The organism is Polyangium sorediatum (genome assembly GCF_029946465.1).
GTDB lineage: Bacteria > Myxococcota_A > Polyangia > Polyangiales > Polyangiaceae > Polyangium > Polyangium fumosum.
Window position 1 is genome coordinate 135,148 of record NZ_JARZHI010000016.1, and the last position, 15,921, is coordinate 151,068.

14 protein-coding genes are annotated in these 15,921 nt (G+C 69.0%); 7 read left to right on the forward strand and 7 right to left on the reverse strand.

Annotated features, from left to right (window positions below; all coding sequences use genetic code 11):
- Positions 1–120: 120 nt before the first annotated feature.
- From QHF89_RS19955 to QHF89_RS19980, 6 genes are all read right to left on the reverse strand, one after another.
- Complete coding sequence (locus QHF89_RS19955; protein ID WP_136966378.1) at positions 121–1,311, reverse strand: M20/M25/M40 family metallo-hydrolase; 1,191 nt, start codon at positions 1,309–1,311, stop codon at positions 121–123.
- 544 nt (positions 1,312–1,855) lie between these two features.
- Positions 1,856–2,620 carry an acyl-ACP--UDP-N-acetylglucosamine O-acyltransferase gene (lpxA, locus tag QHF89_RS19960; RefSeq protein ID WP_284720709.1) on the reverse strand — a complete coding sequence of 255 codons (765 nt, stop codon included), beginning with the start codon at positions 2,618–2,620 and terminating at the stop codon, positions 1,856–1,858.
- Positions 2,621–2,739: 119 nt separating this feature from the next.
- The gene (locus tag QHF89_RS19965; protein ID WP_284720710.1) at positions 2,740–3,558 is read right to left on the reverse strand and encodes an SIMPL domain-containing protein; all 819 of its coding nucleotides are present in this window, start codon (positions 3,556–3,558) and stop codon (positions 2,740–2,742) included.
- Positions 3,559–3,771: 213 nt separating this feature from the next.
- Positions 3,772–5,508, reverse strand: coding sequence for a serine/threonine protein kinase (locus QHF89_RS19970; RefSeq protein WP_136966376.1), 1,737 nt, complete (start codon positions 5,506–5,508; stop codon positions 3,772–3,774).
- 8 nt (positions 5,509–5,516) lie between these two features.
- Positions 5,517–6,158, reverse strand: a complete 642-nt coding sequence (locus QHF89_RS19975) for a hypothetical protein (RefSeq protein ID WP_136966375.1) — start codon at positions 6,156–6,158, stop codon at positions 5,517–5,519.
- A 116-nt stretch (positions 6,159–6,274) separates the two neighbouring features.
- Positions 6,275–6,982 carry a hypothetical protein gene (locus QHF89_RS19980; protein WP_136927147.1) on the reverse strand — a complete coding sequence of 236 codons (708 nt, stop codon included), beginning with the start codon at positions 6,980–6,982 and terminating at the stop codon, positions 6,275–6,277.
- Positions 6,983–7,225: 243 nt separating this feature from the next.
- Between QHF89_RS19980 and glgC the strand changes: the two genes are divergently transcribed.
- The 7 genes from glgC to QHF89_RS20015 all read left to right on the forward strand — a co-directional run bounded on the left by glgC (position 7,226) and on the right by QHF89_RS20015 (position 14,383).
- Positions 7,226–8,491, forward strand: coding sequence for a glucose-1-phosphate adenylyltransferase (gene glgC, locus QHF89_RS19985; protein ID WP_136966374.1), 1,266 nt, complete (start codon positions 7,226–7,228; stop codon positions 8,489–8,491).
- A 9-nt stretch (positions 8,492–8,500) separates the two neighbouring features.
- On the forward strand, positions 8,501–9,190 hold the full coding sequence (locus tag QHF89_RS19990) for a metallophosphoesterase (protein ID WP_136927149.1): 690 nt from the start codon (positions 8,501–8,503) through the stop codon (positions 9,188–9,190).
- 57 nt (positions 9,191–9,247) lie between these two features.
- Positions 9,248–10,150, forward strand: coding sequence for a hypothetical protein (locus QHF89_RS19995; RefSeq protein ID WP_136966373.1), 903 nt, complete (start codon positions 9,248–9,250; stop codon positions 10,148–10,150).
- 50 nt (positions 10,151–10,200) lie between these two features.
- A complete protein-coding gene (locus QHF89_RS20000; RefSeq protein ID WP_136966372.1) occupies positions 10,201–11,097 on the forward strand; it encodes a 50S ribosomal protein L11 methyltransferase in 897 nt (298 codons plus the stop codon).
- Positions 11,094–11,822 carry an RsmE family RNA methyltransferase gene (locus QHF89_RS20005; protein ID WP_136966371.1) on the forward strand — a complete coding sequence of 243 codons (729 nt, stop codon included), beginning with the start codon at positions 11,094–11,096 and terminating at the stop codon, positions 11,820–11,822. Before QHF89_RS20000 ends, QHF89_RS20005 begins: the two co-directional genes overlap by 4 nt.
- An 84-nt stretch (positions 11,823–11,906) precedes the next feature.
- Positions 11,907–13,454, forward strand: coding sequence for an ATP-binding protein (locus QHF89_RS20010; protein ID WP_136966370.1), 1,548 nt, complete (start codon positions 11,907–11,909; stop codon positions 13,452–13,454).
- A 5-nt stretch (positions 13,455–13,459) separates the two neighbouring features.
- Positions 13,460–14,383, forward strand: a complete 924-nt coding sequence (locus tag QHF89_RS20015) for a response regulator (RefSeq protein WP_284720718.1) — start codon at positions 13,460–13,462, stop codon at positions 14,381–14,383.
- A gap of 7 nt (positions 14,384–14,390) precedes the next feature.
- Here QHF89_RS20015 and QHF89_RS20020 read toward each other — a convergent pair whose 3' ends face one another.
- Complete coding sequence (locus QHF89_RS20020; RefSeq protein ID WP_136966368.1) at positions 14,391–15,869, reverse strand: STAS domain-containing protein; 1,479 nt, start codon at positions 15,867–15,869, stop codon at positions 14,391–14,393.
- Positions 15,870–15,921: the final 52 nt, after the last annotated feature.

Genomic DNA, 15,921 nt, shown 5'->3' on the forward strand with positions numbered 1-15,921 from the left:
TCAAAGCCCCGCACGCGCACAAAACGCGGCCGTCCAAGCTCCTCGCCCGGTCTCGCAGCTCGTACCTCGCCGGACCCTGCACGATGTCGTCCGTCAGGATCGCAGAAGGACGGCCAAGCCTCAAGAAGATCGCATCAAGCCGTCCGGGTCGAAACTCTCCATGCAGCCCAGCAAAAACCGCACGATCGCCTCTGCCTTCGGCACGAGTGTCGCCACCTCGATGTGCTCGTCGTGCGTGTGAAAGCCCGCGCCGCGCGGCCCAAGGCCGTCGATCGACGGGATGCCGAGCGCCGCTGTTGTTGCCGCGTCCGAGCCGCCCCCCACGAGCGGCGCCTCGCCGTCGCCGAGTCCTGCTGCGCGCGCGCACGCGGCATACGCTTCGTAGAGCGCTGCAGAAGCCGATGTACGTTCGAGCGACGATCGCGCGATGCCGCCCATCACCGTCAACGTCGTCCCCGCGATCGCCGTTTCCTTCGCCACGTTCGTGAACTTTGCGAGGAGCGCCTCTCCGTCGGCGCGCCGCTCGTAGCGGAAATCGAGCTCGGCCTCGGCGTGATCGGGCACGGTGTTTTTCGACTGTCCGCCACGGATCGTTCCGACGTTCACGGTCACGCCGCGCGTGGCGTCGGTGAGCTGTTGCGCGTGATCGATGAAGCGCGCGAGCGCCCAGATCGCATTCGCGCCGTCCGCGTGCGCATTGCCCGCATGCGCGGCTTTCCCTGCGGCGACGACACGCGCGCTGCCCGTGCCCTTGCGCGACGTGATCACGAGGTCCTTCGCGCGCCCCGCCTCGAACACGAGCGCCGCGCGCGCGCCGGCGAGCTCCTCGGCGATCACACGTTGTCCCTCGGGAGAACCGACCTCCTCGTCCGACACGATCACCACGCGCATCGGCACACGCGCGAGCACGCCCACGTGCGCGAGCGCGCGCATCGCTTCGAGCACCACGACGAGCCCGCCCTTCATGTCGAGCACGCCGGGCCCACGCGCGATCGGCCCCTCGCGCCGGAACCCCTCGAAGGTCCCCGGCGGAAACACCGTATCGAGGTGCCCCACGATCGCCACGCACCCCGCGGCCGAGCGCTCCGCCGCCTCCGTCCGCGCGACCCAGTGCGGCGCATACCGATCGCTCGCGTGCGCGCGCACCGAGCTCACGCCCTCGATCCCGCGAAGCTCCGCCGCGAGCATCTCGCCCACGCGCGACCCGCCCGGCACGTTGTCCGTGAACGAGTTCACGCCGACGAGCGCTTCGAGCAGCAAGAGCGCCGCTTCTTCCCGCGCCCGGAGGTGCGTCTTCGCCGCCTCGATCATGCGCGGAGCTTCGTCCAAAACGCACGGATTGACGAGCCCTCCGCGCGCCTTGCCCGCGTGATGGCGTGCGCTACATGACAGGGAATCTGGACGAGGCGCGGTTGTTGGTTGGGGCAGGGTGCGCGGCCGGATGAATTTGCTCCACACGCTGGAAATCCATGCGTCCGAGATCTTCGTGGGCATGGGTGTCTTCGGGTTGAGCCTTGCGCTCAGCCTGGCCGCGGTGGCGCTCGTGGTCGTGCGGCTCGACGCCGCGCACTTCGAAGAGGCGCGGGGCCCAGGGCGCTTCCTCGCCGGCCGTCCGGCATGGCAGCGCGCCCTCGGGATCGCCGGCAAGAACCTGCTCGGGTTTTTCCTGGTCATTCTCGGGATCCTGATGTCCCTGCCCGGCGTGCCGGGACAAGGGCTGCTCACGATCTTCATCGGCCTCGTCCTCCTGGACGTCCCCGGCAAACGCGCGATCGAGCGGCGGATCGTGGCGATTCCAGCGGTGCTCCGTGCGTGCAACCGCCTGCGCGCTCGTTTCGGCAAGCCGCCGTTCACCTTAACGGCGGGGCAGCGCGCGGAGGAAGGCGACGAGCTCGCGGACAAACGGATCCGAGACGGATTCGAGCCGCGCGAGGGCCTCGGCGCGCGGAAGCTCCCCCACGAAGAGCGCCCGAAACGCCCGCTTCAGCGCGACGCGTGATTCGAGCGGCACGCCCGTCCGTTCGAGCCCCACACGGTTCAACGCACGCACGCGCGCCCGGTTTCCCTCGGCGATCACGAACGGCGGCACGTCACGCTCCACCATCGACCCGCCCGCGAGGAACGCGCGCGCGCCCACGCGGACGAAGGGCGCCACCGCGACGTGACCACCCGTCACCACGTGATCCCCGAGCACGACGTGTCCCGCGAGCAACGTGCCGTTCGCGAGCGTGACCCGATCCCCGACGACCACGTCGTGCGCGACGTGCACGCCGACCATGAAGAGCCCCGCGCTCCCGATGCGGGTCACGCCGCCGCCGTGCCCGGTGCCGCGATGCGCCGTCACGTGCTCGCGAAACACGTTGTCGTCGCCCACGACGAGCGTGGTCGGCTCGCCCGCATACCGCCGATCCTGCGGCGCGCCCCCGATCACCGCGAACGAGTGGACCACGTTGCGGCGCCCGATCCGGCTGCCCGCCGCGATCACCGCGTGCGCCTCGACGCGGCAGCCGTCGCCGATCTCGCAGTCGCCCTCGATCACGGCGAAGGGGCCCACGACGACGTCCACGCCGAGCTTCGCCCCGGGATCGACATGCGCGAGCGGATGGATCGAGACGGCCACGGGCGGCGCATTGTCGTGACGGGCGCCGCGCTTGGCAAGGCGAACCCCCTCGAAAGAAGCGCCGCGCGAGGCCGGCCGGCCGAAGCCTGCGCCAAAACCTCGCGCGGCCGCGGGATCCGTCAGTGGTTCGAGAAGTGGTACCGGGCGGTCACGCTCGCCGTGATCGTGAGCTCGCCGGGCTCGATCGTCGTCTCGATCTTGAGCGAGGCCGCTGCGATGCCCGCGTCGAGGAAGAGCGGCGACAGGCGGCCCTGGGATCCATCCAGGCTGTGCAGCCCGAGCAGACGCACGCCCGACGTGGCCGCGAGGATCTTCGCGTTCCGCTCCGCGTCCACGGCCGCGAGGTGCAGCGCCTTGGCCTGCGCTTCCTCCGGGCGCGCGAGGAAAAATGAGATCCCCTGCACCACGTTCGCGCCCGCGCCGACGCCCGCGTCCACGAGCTTCGCCGCCTGCGTCCCGAGCTCCGTCACCTCCGCGGGGCGCAGCGTGATCGACAGCGTGTTCTGCGCGCGATAGCCGACGATCTTCGCCGCGCGGCCGGCCTTGGGCTCGTCGTGGAGCGGCTGGATCTGCAGCGCCGCCGTTTGCAGCGTGAGGCCGTCGAGGCCGAGCTTCTCGATCGCGCTCGTCACGTGCGCCATCTTGCGGGCGAGCTCGGCCTGCGCCTGCTCCAGCGTCTTCGCCCGGACCTCGACCCCGAGCTCGGCGCGCATCGCGTCGGGCTTCGCGACGATCTGGCCCTGGCCGCTCGTCGTGATGAGCTCCGTGAGCTGCTCTTGCAGGACGATGCTCGCCTGCCCCTTCGCGCCCTCCTGCGCCCCGGCGCCGCCGCTCTTCGCCTCGGCCTTCGCATGCGCGGAAGCGCTCGGGGAAACGAACGACAGGACTCCGAGCACCGCGCCCGCGAGACGCGAGCTGGTCTGGAGAAGTTTCGCCATGGCCATGATGTCCCCCCTTTTCCCGCGCGGGGAACGTGTCTCCGCGCGCGATTCGCGACATGGCGGACGAACCGCCACGTGCTCCGAGGCGAGCATGGGGCCCGCGCCGTGCTTTGGCCAGATGGGGACGGACGGACGGTTCGGACGCGAAAACGGCCCGCTACGAAGGGAAAACGCTGCGGGCCGTGGGAGGGGAAAACGCGCGCGGAACGATTACTTGCACTTCTTGAAGAGACCGACGCCCGTGCATTTCTGGCCGGTCTTCGCCGTGCTGGTCGGCTTCGTCGTCGCCGTGGGGGTCGTCTTCGCCGTGCTGCCGCCGCCGCTGCCGCTCGACTTCGCGGTGCTCGCGGTCTGCGCCGTCTCTTTCGGGGCCTCGGCGAGCTTGAATTCCTTCTCGAACTTCTTGCCGGCCTCGATCGTGATCTCTTCGCTCTGCGTGACGTACCCGGCCTTCGAGAGCTCGATCTTGTGCGCGCCCGGCGCGAGCTTGAGCTTCGACGGATCCTCGATCGCCTTGTCGTCGACCTTGATCGTGTCGCAGCCCGGGCTGCACTTGATCGCGACCTCGACCTCCTCGGCCGCGGGAGGCGGCGTCGGCGGCGGCGCCTCGCCCGTGCCCGTGGGCGCGCCGCTCTCGCTGCTCGTGGTGGGCGCGCCCGTCGGCGTGATGGCGATCGGCGCGTTCGGGTCGTCGCCCTCTGTCTTGTCCTTGCCGCCCATCACGATGAACGCGCCCACCGCGCCGCCGATGAGCAGCACCGCCGCGACGCCGATGATGATCGGCAGCTTCTTCGAGCCGCCGCCGCCATCCATCGGCAGGCGCGGCGCCGCTGTCGTCGGCGCCATCGGGCCGGGGCCCATGCCCATGCCCATGCCCATGCCCATGTCCGCGTTCGCCGGCACGCCAGCGCCCTGACCACCCATGCCAGCCCCGCCCATGCCCATGCCTGCGGGCGGAGGCGGCGGCGGGTAGCCTGAGCCATCATTCTGGCCCACCGGCTGGTAAACCGGCACGGCGGCCGTCGGGCCCATCGGATCGGCGCCGCCGATCGCGGGGAACGCGATGGTCGCGCTCGTGGCCATCTCGGGCATGTTCGCCGCGGCCGAGAAGGCCACCGCGAGTTCGCTGGCCTGGCGGAAGCGCTCGTTCGGATCGATCGCGAGCGCGCGGTTGAACACGGCGTCGAGCACCGGCGAGACCATCGCGCCGAGCTCCTGGGCGCGCTGGGACGCGGGCTGACGCGGGCCGACGAGCTCGTGTTGCCACGACGCAAGGTCGGGCTGCGCGCCCTGGCACGAGCGCCAGTATGGCCGGCCCGTGAGCGCGTAGAAGAGCACGAGCCCCATCGCGAACACGTCGGCCGCGGGGCCCGCGGGCGCGCCGCCTTGCATCTGCTCGGGCGCGACCCAGGGCGCCGCGATCCCGTAGCCCTCGTTCGTCTGCACGTAGCTCCGCGCGAGGCCCGCGCCGAAGTCCATGATGCGCACGGCGAAGCCTTGCGGCGCGACGAACACGTTCGTCGGCTTGAGCGCGTGGTGCATGAGCTGCCGCACGTGGGCGTTGTCCAGCGTGCGCGCCATGTTCTGCGCGATCTGCGAGACCTCTTGCGGCGAGAGCGGGCGCTGCGAGACGAGCTGCGCGAGCGACGGCGTCGGCGAGAGCTCCGTCACCGTGAAGGGCGCGGCGGTCTGCGGATCGTAGCCCGCGTCGAGGACCGGCAGCACGGCGTCGGGCGGCAGCCCGTTCGTCGCCGTGTAGATCTGCTCGATCATCGTCATCACTTCGGGGCGCTGCGCGATGGTCGGCGCGTAGATACGCACCGCCATCGCGCGCCCCGTCGCATCGACGACGCGGTAGGTGGCCGAGGAGCCACCGTTGCCCAGGAGAGCCTGGACCGAGTATTTCTGCGCGATGACGTAGCCGGTGGAGAGCTGGGGCGCGGTCACGACGTTCCTTATTCGGCCTTGATGGACTCGATCGCCTTGCTCACCGCGCCCATGCCGGCCTCGTCGTCATCGGCCGCGAAGCCCAGGCCGAGCAGCGCCGGTTCGCCGTCCTTGAGCGGCGCTTGCAGCACGAGCAGCGTGCCCTTCTTCTTGCCGCGCTCCGAGCCCGCCGCCGTCCAGACGTTGAGCTTGACGCCGTTGACCTCTTGCACGTTGTCGGGCTTCTTCCAGTTGACCTTGTAGCCCTTCGGCAACGTGACGGTGGTCGTCTTGACGAGCTCCGCCAGCGCCGCTTCGCGCGCCGCCGTGTCCTTCTTCGCGTCCTTGTCCGGCGTGTACGAGCCGAACACGACGACCGCGCCCTCTTCCGAGGCCTGCGCGATCGTCTGCGACTCACCCTGCGCGTACACCCACTTTTCTGCGGGCTGGAACAGGACCTTGGCGCTCTTGACCTTCGCCGTCGTGTCCTTCTTGGCGGCGCACTTCTCGTCGAGCGCCTCGCACTTCGGCGGAGGCGGCGGGGGCTTCACCTCGGCCGTCTCGCCGCCCGTGTCCGACGGGTCCTTGACTTCGGTTTGGTTCCCTCCGCAGGCCGCGGCGACGAGGAGAAGAGCGAGGGGGGCGATTGCTTTGAAGGTGCGGTTGACCATGCGCAAATCCGAGCGTGTCAGATGCCAGCCGGCGTCCGCAAGTATTTCGGGTCTCGCCCCCCCCACCTTCGCCGCCGGATCCTGGGGCGCGGGGAGCGCACGGCAGAAAAAAAGCGTCAGGGCTTCTTCTTCATCCCGGGCAGGTAGGCTTTTTCGGGTGCCTGCTCGAGGAACTCGATCTTCTCGGCCGTCATGATCCCGTACTTCGGGTTCGCGGCGGCGCCCGAGCTCGCCTTCGTGAACGTCACCGAATAGGTGCCCGTCACCTTGACCTTCGCCCCGATGTTGGGGATCGGGTTCGGCAGGTCCGCGCCCCAGAACTCGTCGGCGAGCTTCGCCTCGCCTTCCTTGCCCTTCGGCTGCTTGTCGATCGCCTCGATCAACGTGAAGACCTGCGCGAAGTTCGACGCCCAGCCCATGACGTCGATCATGTCCTTCGTCTCGCCCTTCTCGTCCGCGATCGCGAAGGTCGGGATCGGCGCCTTGCAGTCCGGCGCATCCCCCTTGCCCGTCTTGTGGATCGAGCACGCCGGCGCGTCGGCGTAGTTCGTCTTGACGATGTAGCCGACGATCGACACCTGCTTCGCGTTGACGTCCTCGAAGTGCACGCGGCTGCGGAGATCGTGCGTGATGCCCCAGATCGTGAACGCGCCGTCCGGCGTCTTCTTCTGCTTCTGCGGGAGCGTCGGCACGGCGGGCAGCGCGGCCTTCTTGCCGCTCACGGCGGGCTTGGCCTTGTACGGCTCCTCCGACGGTCCGCAGCCGAGCACGGCCGAGCCTGTCAGGGAGGCGAGGGCGAAAACGAGTGCATGTCGGACGTTCATGGGTCTCTCCGGGCCGCTCGAGGGCACGCCCTCGGGCACAGGCAGCCGCCCTGGGTAGGGGGATTGGGCTGGAAAGGGCTAACACGATGGCGCACGGCGCGTAAAGAGATTCGCCGAAGGAGAGGGGCGCGGGAGCCTCGACCCCTCATAACGAGGCGCTCGAGCGGCCCAACAGGCCCGTCCAAACCCGTCGGCGTCGTGAGCGTCGCGTAGGCCACGAAGGTAGGGTAGTCTCCACGAACCATGCGCGAGACGAAGCTGCGCGCCCCGTTCGAGACCTCACGTGTCCTCGTCATGATCCTGGCGGGTGGGGAGGGCCGAAGACTCGGCCCTCTCACCTCGGATCGCGCCAAGCCGGCGGTTCCGTTCGGCGGGCGCTACCGGATCATCGACATCGTGCTCTCGAACTTCGTCAACTCGGGGCTGCACAAGATCAAAATCCTCACGCAGTACAAGAGCGCGTCGCTCGACGAGCACATCGCACGGGCCTGGCGCCTGTCGCCGATGCTCGACAACTTCATCGAGACGATCCCGGCGCAGCAGCGCACGGGCAAGAGCTGGTTCAAGGGCTCGGCCGACGCCGTCTACCAGACCCAGCACGTCATCACGGACGAGTCGCCCACGCACGTCGGCATCTTCGGCGGCGACCACGTCTACAAGATGGACATGCGCCAGATGCTCGACGAGCACCTCGAGCGCAACGCCGAGGTGACCGTCGCGGCCATCCCCGTGCCGCGCAAGGAGGCCCGGGAGTTCGGCGTGATCGAGGCCGACGCGAACGGCCGGATCATCGCCTTCCACGAGAAGGTCGCCGATCCGCCGCCCATGCCCGGTCACCCCGACCTCGCCCTCGCGTCGATGGGCAACTACATCTTCAACACGGGCAACCTCCTCGACGCGCTCGAGCAGGACGCGAAGAACGAGCAGAGCGCGCACGACTTCGGGCGCGACATCATCCCGTACCTGGTCAAGAACGGAAAGCGCGCGTTCGTCTATGATTTCCAGACGAACCGCGTGCCCGGCGAGGACGAAGGCTCGAACGCGTACTGGCGCGACATCGGTACGATCGACGCGTACTGGGCCGCGCAGATGGATCTCATCAGCGTCCAGCCCGCCTTCAACCTCTACAACCAGCGCTGGCCGATCCGCACCGCGATGAGCCATGATCCGCCGGCGAAGTTCGTCTTCCGCGACGAGTGGAACGCGCGCGTCGGTATCGCGACCGAGAGCCTCGTCTCGCTCGGCTGCATCATCTCTGGCGGTCGCATCCATCGGAGCGTCCTTTCGAACCGCTGTCGCGTGAACTCGTTCAGCCACGTGGAGGAGAGCGTGCTCTTCGAGAACGTGGTGATCGGTCGGCACGCCAAGATCCGCCGCGCGATCATCGACAAGGACGTCGAGGTCCCGTCGGGGGCCGAGATCGGCTACAACCTCGAGGAAGACAGGAAGCGCTGGTACGTGAGCGAGGGCGGAATCGTCGTCATCCCCAAGCGCGCCAAGATCGGCTGAACGGGAGAGATGGGTCGAACGGTCGTGGTCGGCGACCTGCACGGATGCAGGGGTGAACTCGAAGATTTGCTCGGCCACGTCGGGTTCTGCGCGGACGATCGTCTGATCTCCGTCGGCGACCTCGTCGTGCGCGGCCCCGATCCAGCAGGCACGATCGAGCTGCTCCGCAAGCTCCAGGCGCGCGCCGTGCGCGGCAACCACGAGGATCGGCTCCTGCGTTACCGGCAAGCGCCGCCGGGCATCGGCCCGCAGCTCGGGAGCCTGCAACGCGAGGTCGTGCGCGCGCTGCGCCGCCGGCACTGGGAGTACCTCGCGTCGTTGCCGCTCTGGCTCGACCTGCCGGAGCACGGCCTGCGCGTCGTGCATGCCGGCGTCGATCCGACGCTGCCGATCGAACAACAGAGCCCGCGTACGTTGATGTACGTGCGTTCGCTCAACGTCGGCGGCACGCCCGAGGAGCGGCGCGGCGCCATCTTGTGGGGCGAGCGGTACGTGGGACCGCCGCACCTCGTCTTCGGGCACAACGCCCTCGAGCAGCCGCAGATCCACCGTCACGCGACAGGCATCGACACGGGGTGCGTGTACGGCGGCCGCCTCACGGCGATGGTGCTGCGCGCGGGTGAACACCCGCCGCCGCCCGAGGATCGCCGGAGCGTGCTCGTGAGCGTGCCGGCGCGAAGGACCTACTACCCGCGCTGAAAGAGCGATCAAACCGGCTCTCGCCAACGGCGCGCGTTTCCGGCTACCCTCTCGCCCATGCGCTCCGTCTGGCCTCGCCTCGCCGCGATGCTCGCCCTCACGGCTGCTTGCCATTCTGCGTTCGTCGTCGCGACGCCCTCCCTCGCGTTCGCACAAGCCGCTGCCAAAGGCGACAAGGCCAGCGTCACCTCGCTCATCCAGCGCGGCAGCGCGCTCTTCGACGACGCCGAGTACGAAGAGTCGATCCAGACCCTCTCGGCCGCGCTCCTGCGCCCCGGCACGAGCAAGCAGGAGAAGATCGAGATCTACCGCCTGCTCGCCTACAACTACATCGTGCTCAAGCGCGCGGACGAGGCGGACGCCGCCGTGCGCGGGCTGCTCGTGCTCGACGAGACGTACAGCTTGCCGCCGACCGAGTCGCCGCGCTTCAAGGACTTCTTCAAGGCGACGCGCGAGAAGTGGGAGGCCGAGGGCAAGCCGGGCCGCGAGAAGGTCGACTCGCCTGCGGCCGAAAAGCCGATCCGCATCATGCACACCTCGCCCGCGCAGGTCCCGCCGGGCACGTTGATCAAGCTCACGGGCCGCGTCGAAGATCCGGACGGCCGCGTGCGCGCGATGCAGCTCGCGTATCGCGCGGGCGCGGAGGGCAAGTTCATCCTCGTGCCGGCGAGCTACACGCTCGGCGAGTTTCGCGCGCAGATCCCGAGCGACGCGGTCAAACCTCCGCTCGTCGAGTACTACCTGCAGGCGATCGACAAGGGCGGCTTGCCGCTCACCTCGCGCGGCGACGCGGCCACGCCGCTGCGCATCGCCGTGCCTGCGGCGCAGAAGGGCGGCGTGCTGACGAGCCCGTGGTTCTGGGTGCCCGTCGGCCTTGCGGTCGTGGGCGGCGGCGTGGCCGCGACGTACATCCTCCTCAACCAGAGGACCTCGACCGTGACGATTCGCGTGACGGAGTAGCCGATCCCGAGTGGCCAAGAGGCCCGATCCGCGCCAAACCTGCCTCACCCATGACCGAGCCCGTTTATCCGTTCGTCGCCGTCGACGTCCCTCGCGATCGAGCCGAAGAGCTCGGCGCAACCCTCTTCGATCTCGGCGCCATGGGCGTCGAGGAGCGCGACGAGCAGACGCTCGCGAAAGGCGCGGGCTCCGGGAAGGTGACCCTCGTCGCGAGCTTCTCCACGCGCGAGGAAGCCGACCAGGCGATCGCGGCGCTCGTCGAGGAGGATGCCTCGCTCGCGCCGCGCATCGAAGAGATCGTGGGCGACGCCTGGCGCGACGCCTGGAAGCAGCACTTCGAGCCGTTTCAGTTCACGCCCGACGTGATCGTGGTGCCGCCGTGGGTCGCGTACGAGAAGAAGCACGAGGACGAGCACGTGCTCGAGCTCGAACCGGGCCGCGCCTTCGGCACGGGCTTGCATGCGACGACCGCGCTCGTCGCCGAGATGCTTCACGAGCGTAAGAGTTCGCTCTCCGGCGCGCGTGTGCTCGACGTCGGCACGGGCAGCGGGATCCTCGCGCTCGTCGCGCTGATCTATGGCGCCGCGAGCGCGCTCGCGATCGACAACGACGCCGAGGTGATCGACGTCGTGCGCGAGAACGCCGATCGCAACCACCTCGCCGATCGCATCGTCGTGCGCGAGCAGACGATCGAGAGCGTGACCGAGCCGTTCCCCGTGGTGCTCGCGAACATCGAGACGCGCGTGCTCCGGCCGATCGCGGAGGATCTTGCGCGCGCGGTTTCGCCTTCGGGCCTCTTGATCCTCTCGGGCATCCTCGCGGCCGAGCACGACGAGATCGTCGCGCGGTACACCTCGCTCGCGCGCCCGCTCCGCCACCTCGAGACGCGCCGCCGCGGTGACGGTACGGGTGACGACTGGGTCGCGATCGCGTTTGCTGCGTCATGAGAGGCCCGCTGCGTGTCCCCGTCGCCCGCGTCGAAGCGGGCCCTTCGATCCTCGACGAGGACGCCTCCCGCTACGTCGCGCGTGTGCATCGAAAGCGCCTCGGGGATCGCGTGGTGCTCTTCGATCCCGACCGCGCGATCGAGGCCGACGCCGAGATCACCGCGATCGATCGCGCGAGTGTCGCCGTCGTCGTCGAAGCGCCGCGCGCGGCCACGTTCCTCCCGGCGCGCCGCGTGACGCTCCTCCAGGCCACGTGCAAGAGCGACAAGTTCGACGCCATCGTGCGCGACGCGACCGAGCTCGGCGCGAGCCGCGTGGTCCCGATCAACGCCGAGCGATCCGTGGGCCGCCCTGCGGACGGCCGTGCTGCGCGGTGGCGCCGCATCGCGGTCGAGGCCGCGCGGCAATGCGGACGCGGCGATGCGCCTGCGATCTCGTCGCCGATGGAGCTCGTCGAGGCCGTGCAGCTCTTCGCGTCGGGCGAGGGCGTGAACGGCTTCTGCCTGGATCCCGCGGCCGACACGCCGCTCGGCCCGGCGCTCCGGCGCCTCGGCCCGGAGGTCGAGCTCGCGTTCGTCGTGGGCCCCGAGGGAGGTTTGTCGCCGGCCGAGATCGAGGCCTGCACCTCGGCTGGCCTCGCGCGTGTCTCGTTCGGCCCGCTCACGCTCCGCGCCGAGACGGTATGCGCGGCGGTGCTCGGGGCGGTCGTGCTGCTCTCCCGATAACGTCCCCGCCGGGGACAAACGCCCGCCGGGGACAAACCTTGCAACGGACTTGACAAACCCGGGCGCCCGGCATCACCTTCCGGCGTGTCTTTCCTCGACGACGTGCGCCGCACTCTCGACCGCCCGGAGGGTTCTTCGTGGGCGCTCTCGGGGCTCGGCGCGCATCGAAAGACGCTGCTCGACGCCCTCGAAGCGCTCGAAGCGCGCGGCGAGCCCGAGGAGAAAATCGAGCGCCTGCACGACGTCTGGTCCGACAAGCTCGGGGCGTTCGTCCAGGAAATGCAGCGATGGCTCGAAGGCGGCCTCGCGTTTGGCGCGAGCGCCGCGGAGCTCCACGCGCTCATCGACGTCGCGCTCCGCCGCCGGCTCGGTTTGTCCGACTCGGCCGGCTCGCGCACCCGCGATCGCGAGCTCGATCGCCTCTCCAGCGAGGTCCTCTTTTCCATCCAGCGGCCCGAGCGCACCCCGAGCCTCTGGCCCGAGCGATATGCGCTCGAAGTCCGGGCATTACGTCGCGCCGAGGGCGAGACGCTCCTCACGCCCATTGGCCGGCTCGTCCTCAGCCTGCCCGAGCGGGACGCCGTCCGCTGGCTGCTCGCGGTCGAGGTCGCGCAATCCCGCGGGCCCTCGGATCCGTGGCGCCTCTCGCGCGCGGCGGCGGCGCGCCTCGTCGCGGCCCGCAGGCTCCGCGTCTTCTGGTATGGCAGCGAGGTAGCCGCGCATCCGCAATCGCTCGATCGCCTCGCCGCGCTGGGCCTCCTTTCTTTCGAGGACGAGGCCGAGGAGGCGCTCACCACGTACGAGCTCACCGAGAATGGCGCCGAGCTGCTCGCCGAGGTCGCGTCCGGCGATACGCCGATGGTCCTGCTCGCCGGCGCGCTCATTCAGGACGAGACGGCCGCCGTCCTCGACCGCATTCGCGCGGCCACCGCATTGATCCAGCGCGAGAGCGCCGCCTTCGCCATGACCCGCCATGCGCGCATGGTCGCGCACGAGATCCGCAATGCCCTGGTCCCCGTGCGCGAGGCCATCGACGACCTCTTCGCCGCGCTCCAGCGGGATGGCCGCGGGCCGCTCGTCGATCGGCACGGCGCCACCATCACGGGCGGCGTCGACCGCATTTTCCGGTTCATGACCGAAATGGCGCAGGTCGTCGAGCGCGCCGGCCCGCCGCCCGAGCCTTTCGACGTCGCGGCGGCCATCGAGGACGCGCTCGCCGCCCTCGCCGAGGAGCTCGGCCGCGTGGCCTTTTTCGATCGGCCCCGCTTCCTCCCGCCCGTCCGTGGACGCCGCGACCGGTTCGTCCTGGCCATCGTCGATTTGCTCCGCAATGCGGCGCGCGCCCGCGACGACCGACCGGCTGAAATTCGCGTCGCCGCCACGCTCGACGCGGATGGCGCCATCGTCGTCACCGTCGACGATGACGGGCCGGGCGTCCCGCCCGAGTATCGAAAAGCGATTTTTGCGCCCGGATTTTCCTTGCGGCCGGGCGGGACGGGGCAGGGGCTCGCGCTCGTGCGTGAGGTCGCGCGGGCGGAGCTCGGCGGCGAGGCGTATTGCGAGGAGAGCCCGCTCGGCGGGGCTCGATTCGTCCTTCGCCTGCCGGTGGACGCCGGAAGGAGCGCCGCGTGAGACCGATGGGCCGCATCTTGATCATCGACGACGACCCGAGCTTTTTGCAGCTCTATCGCGCTCGGCTCGGCGCCGAGGGGTATCTCGTCGAGACTGCGGACGAGATCGAAAAGGCGCTCGCGCGGCTCGACCAGGGCGGCTGGGACGTCGTGCTCGTCGATCAGAAGCTCGACGGCAAGACGGGCCCGGACACCGGCCTCGACCTCGTCTCCGAGGTTTCCCGTCGCGCGCCGCTCGCGAAGACCATCCTCGTCACGGGGTATGCCACGGAGGCCGCGGTCACGCGGGCTTTCCAGGACGGCGCCTATGATTACCTCGAAAAAGGCCCGATCTTCCGGGTCCTCTTGCTGGCAAAACTGCGCAATGCGCTCGAAGCCGTGCGGGCGCACCATTTCGGCGAGCTCTCCTTGGACGAGGCCGAGGCGGCAATTCGCGACACCTGGGTCGCGGCCGAGAGCGAGACGGATCCGAACCGCAAGGGCAAGCTGCTCGAAGACCTCATGGTCCTCGTCTTCAAGACGATCCCCGGCTTTCGCCACGCCTCGGCCCGTCGCCGCAACGAGGAGGAGGAGATCGACCTCGTCATCCGCAACGAATCCACCGATCCCTTCTGGGTGAACGAACGCACCTCGTACATCCTCGCCGAATGCAAGAACTGGACGAGGCCCGCGGGCGCCACGGAGATTCGTAGCTTTTTGTGGAAGCTCTCGCGTAAGTTCAATCGCTCGCGCCTCGGCCTTTTCATCGCGCCGGGCGGGTTTTCCGCGCCCCTCCGCAGCGATCTGCACGGCGAGCGCCGGGATGATTACCTCGTCCTTCTCATCAACAAGGCGGATTTGCGGGAGCTCGTCCACGCGCCGGATCGAAATGCCTTCCTGAAGAAGCTGCACGAGCGGGCCGTGCTCGAATTGCACGGCGAGAACCGCTGAAGCGCCTTCACCTCTTGCGCGCGCCGATCAGCCGCCGCAGCGCCTCGGCGAGCGTCGGGTAGGTGCGGCGCGATTGCATGTCGACACCGAGGTCCACCATCGTCTTCGCCACGCTCGGCCGGATTCCTGAGAAGAGCCCCGTCGCGCCGACGAGCTCCACGCTCCGCATCACGTTCGAGACGTGCTGCGCCGCCTCCGCGTCGACCGTGTCCACGCCCGTCAGGTCGAGGATCACCGCGCTCGATTGCCTACCCACGACCTCGGTGAGCAGCCGTTCGAGCAGGATGCTCGCGCGGGCCTGGTCGATCGATCCGATCAGCGGCACGACGAGCACACCCTGCCAAACCTCGATCACCGGGCTCGACAGTCCGACGATGGCTTGCTGCTGCGATTGGATCAGCGCGAGCTGTTCTTCGAGCCGACGGTGGTTCTCCACGTGATCGGTCACGTTTTCCGCCACGGAGTAGATACGCACCACGCGTTCGCCAAACGTATCGCGCACAGGAATGATCGTGTTGCGCCAGTGCGTCGTGGCAAAGGACGTCCCGGAGACGAACTGCTCCCCGGCGAACGCCCGCTTCATGTCCGCCTTGAAATCCTCGCGGTTGCTGTAAAGCTCGTAGAGGTTTGTCCCAACGAGTTCGCCTGGCATGATGCCGAGATCCTTGAGGCCATTGCCCAGGGACATCTTGCACGTCCCGTCCACGTCCATGGCCCAGATCGCGAGGGGCAGCTCCGCGAGCGCCCGGATCAAGGCCTTGGCCTGGAGGGTCTCTTCCGAGTTCTCATTGGCGCGGAGAGAGAATCCGACGATCGCGCTGACATTGCCGGCTGCGTCTCGCACGGGCGTGAGGCGGCGTATCCAGTAGGACATGCCCTCGATGCTGTCCCCGTAAAGCTCCTCCCCCGCGAGGGCGCGTTCGGTCTCCTCCCGGGCGACCGATCCGGGGGGATAGATCTGGAGCGCATTCATGCCGACGATCGCGCCCGGCGCGAGTCCGAAATGGGCGAGCCCTTTCCCTTCGGAGACCAGGATCGTCCCATCCTTGGCGATCGCCCAGAGGATGCCCTCGAATCGATCGAAGATTTTGCCGAGGAGCACGGTCCGAAGCGGGACGGGCTCGTCTTTTTCGACGAGGGGAGAAAGCGGCGCTGGAATGTCCGCGCGAGGCTCCGCGGGGCCGTCCATCCGGACGCATACCCCACCATGACCGGTGGGCCATGTGGTCCAGCGGTTCGCCGTGCCTGTCGCGAGACGCGCGAAAAACGTCGATTTCTGCGATTGCCCGCTCGCCACGGCCGCGCAGGCCGACGACACGACGCTCCGATCCGCCGCGTCGAAGAGCGTGAGCAGCGACGAGGCCTCGCCGAGCGCCAGGCGCGCGGCTTCATTGTGCGCCACGACCACGTCGCCTTCGACGAGCAACAGCGGATCCGGGCACCCGTCGAACATTCCGCCGAGATGGCGGTATATGTCGCCGATCATGAGAGCGGCTCTAACAGAGAAGGGAGAAAGGCACAACCCGAGGCGTCATCCA

Coding starts and splice junctions, on each gene's coding strand:
- QHF89_RS19955 (WP_136966378.1), bottom strand. CDS start 1,311: ATGATCGAGGCGGCGAAGACGCACCTCCGGGCGCGGGAAGAAGCGGCG.
- QHF89_RS19965 (WP_284720710.1), bottom strand. CDS start 3,558: ATGGCGAAACTTCTCCAGACCAGCTCGCGTCTCGCGGGCGCGGTGCTC.
- QHF89_RS19975 (WP_136966375.1), bottom strand. CDS start 6,158: ATGGTCAACCGCACCTTCAAAGCAATCGCCCCCCTCGCTCTTCTCCTC.
- QHF89_RS19980 (WP_136927147.1), bottom strand. CDS start 6,982: ATGAACGTCCGACATGCACTCGTTTTCGCCCTCGCCTCCCTGACAGGC.
- glgC (WP_136966374.1), top strand. CDS start 7,226: ATGCGCGAGACGAAGCTGCGCGCCCCGTTCGAGACCTCACGTGTCCTC.
- QHF89_RS19990 (WP_136927149.1), top strand. CDS start 8,501: ATGGGTCGAACGGTCGTGGTCGGCGACCTGCACGGATGCAGGGGTGAA.
- QHF89_RS19995 (WP_136966373.1), top strand. CDS start 9,248: ATGCGCTCCGTCTGGCCTCGCCTCGCCGCGATGCTCGCCCTCACGGCT.
- QHF89_RS20000 (WP_136966372.1), top strand. CDS start 10,201: ATGACCGAGCCCGTTTATCCGTTCGTCGCCGTCGACGTCCCTCGCGAT.
- QHF89_RS20005 (WP_136966371.1), top strand. CDS start 11,094: ATGAGAGGCCCGCTGCGTGTCCCCGTCGCCCGCGTCGAAGCGGGCCCT.
- QHF89_RS20015 (WP_284720718.1), top strand. CDS start 13,460: ATGGGCCGCATCTTGATCATCGACGACGACCCGAGCTTTTTGCAGCTC.
- QHF89_RS20020 (WP_136966368.1), bottom strand. CDS start 15,869: ATGATCGGCGACATATACCGCCATCTCGGCGGAATGTTCGACGGGTGC.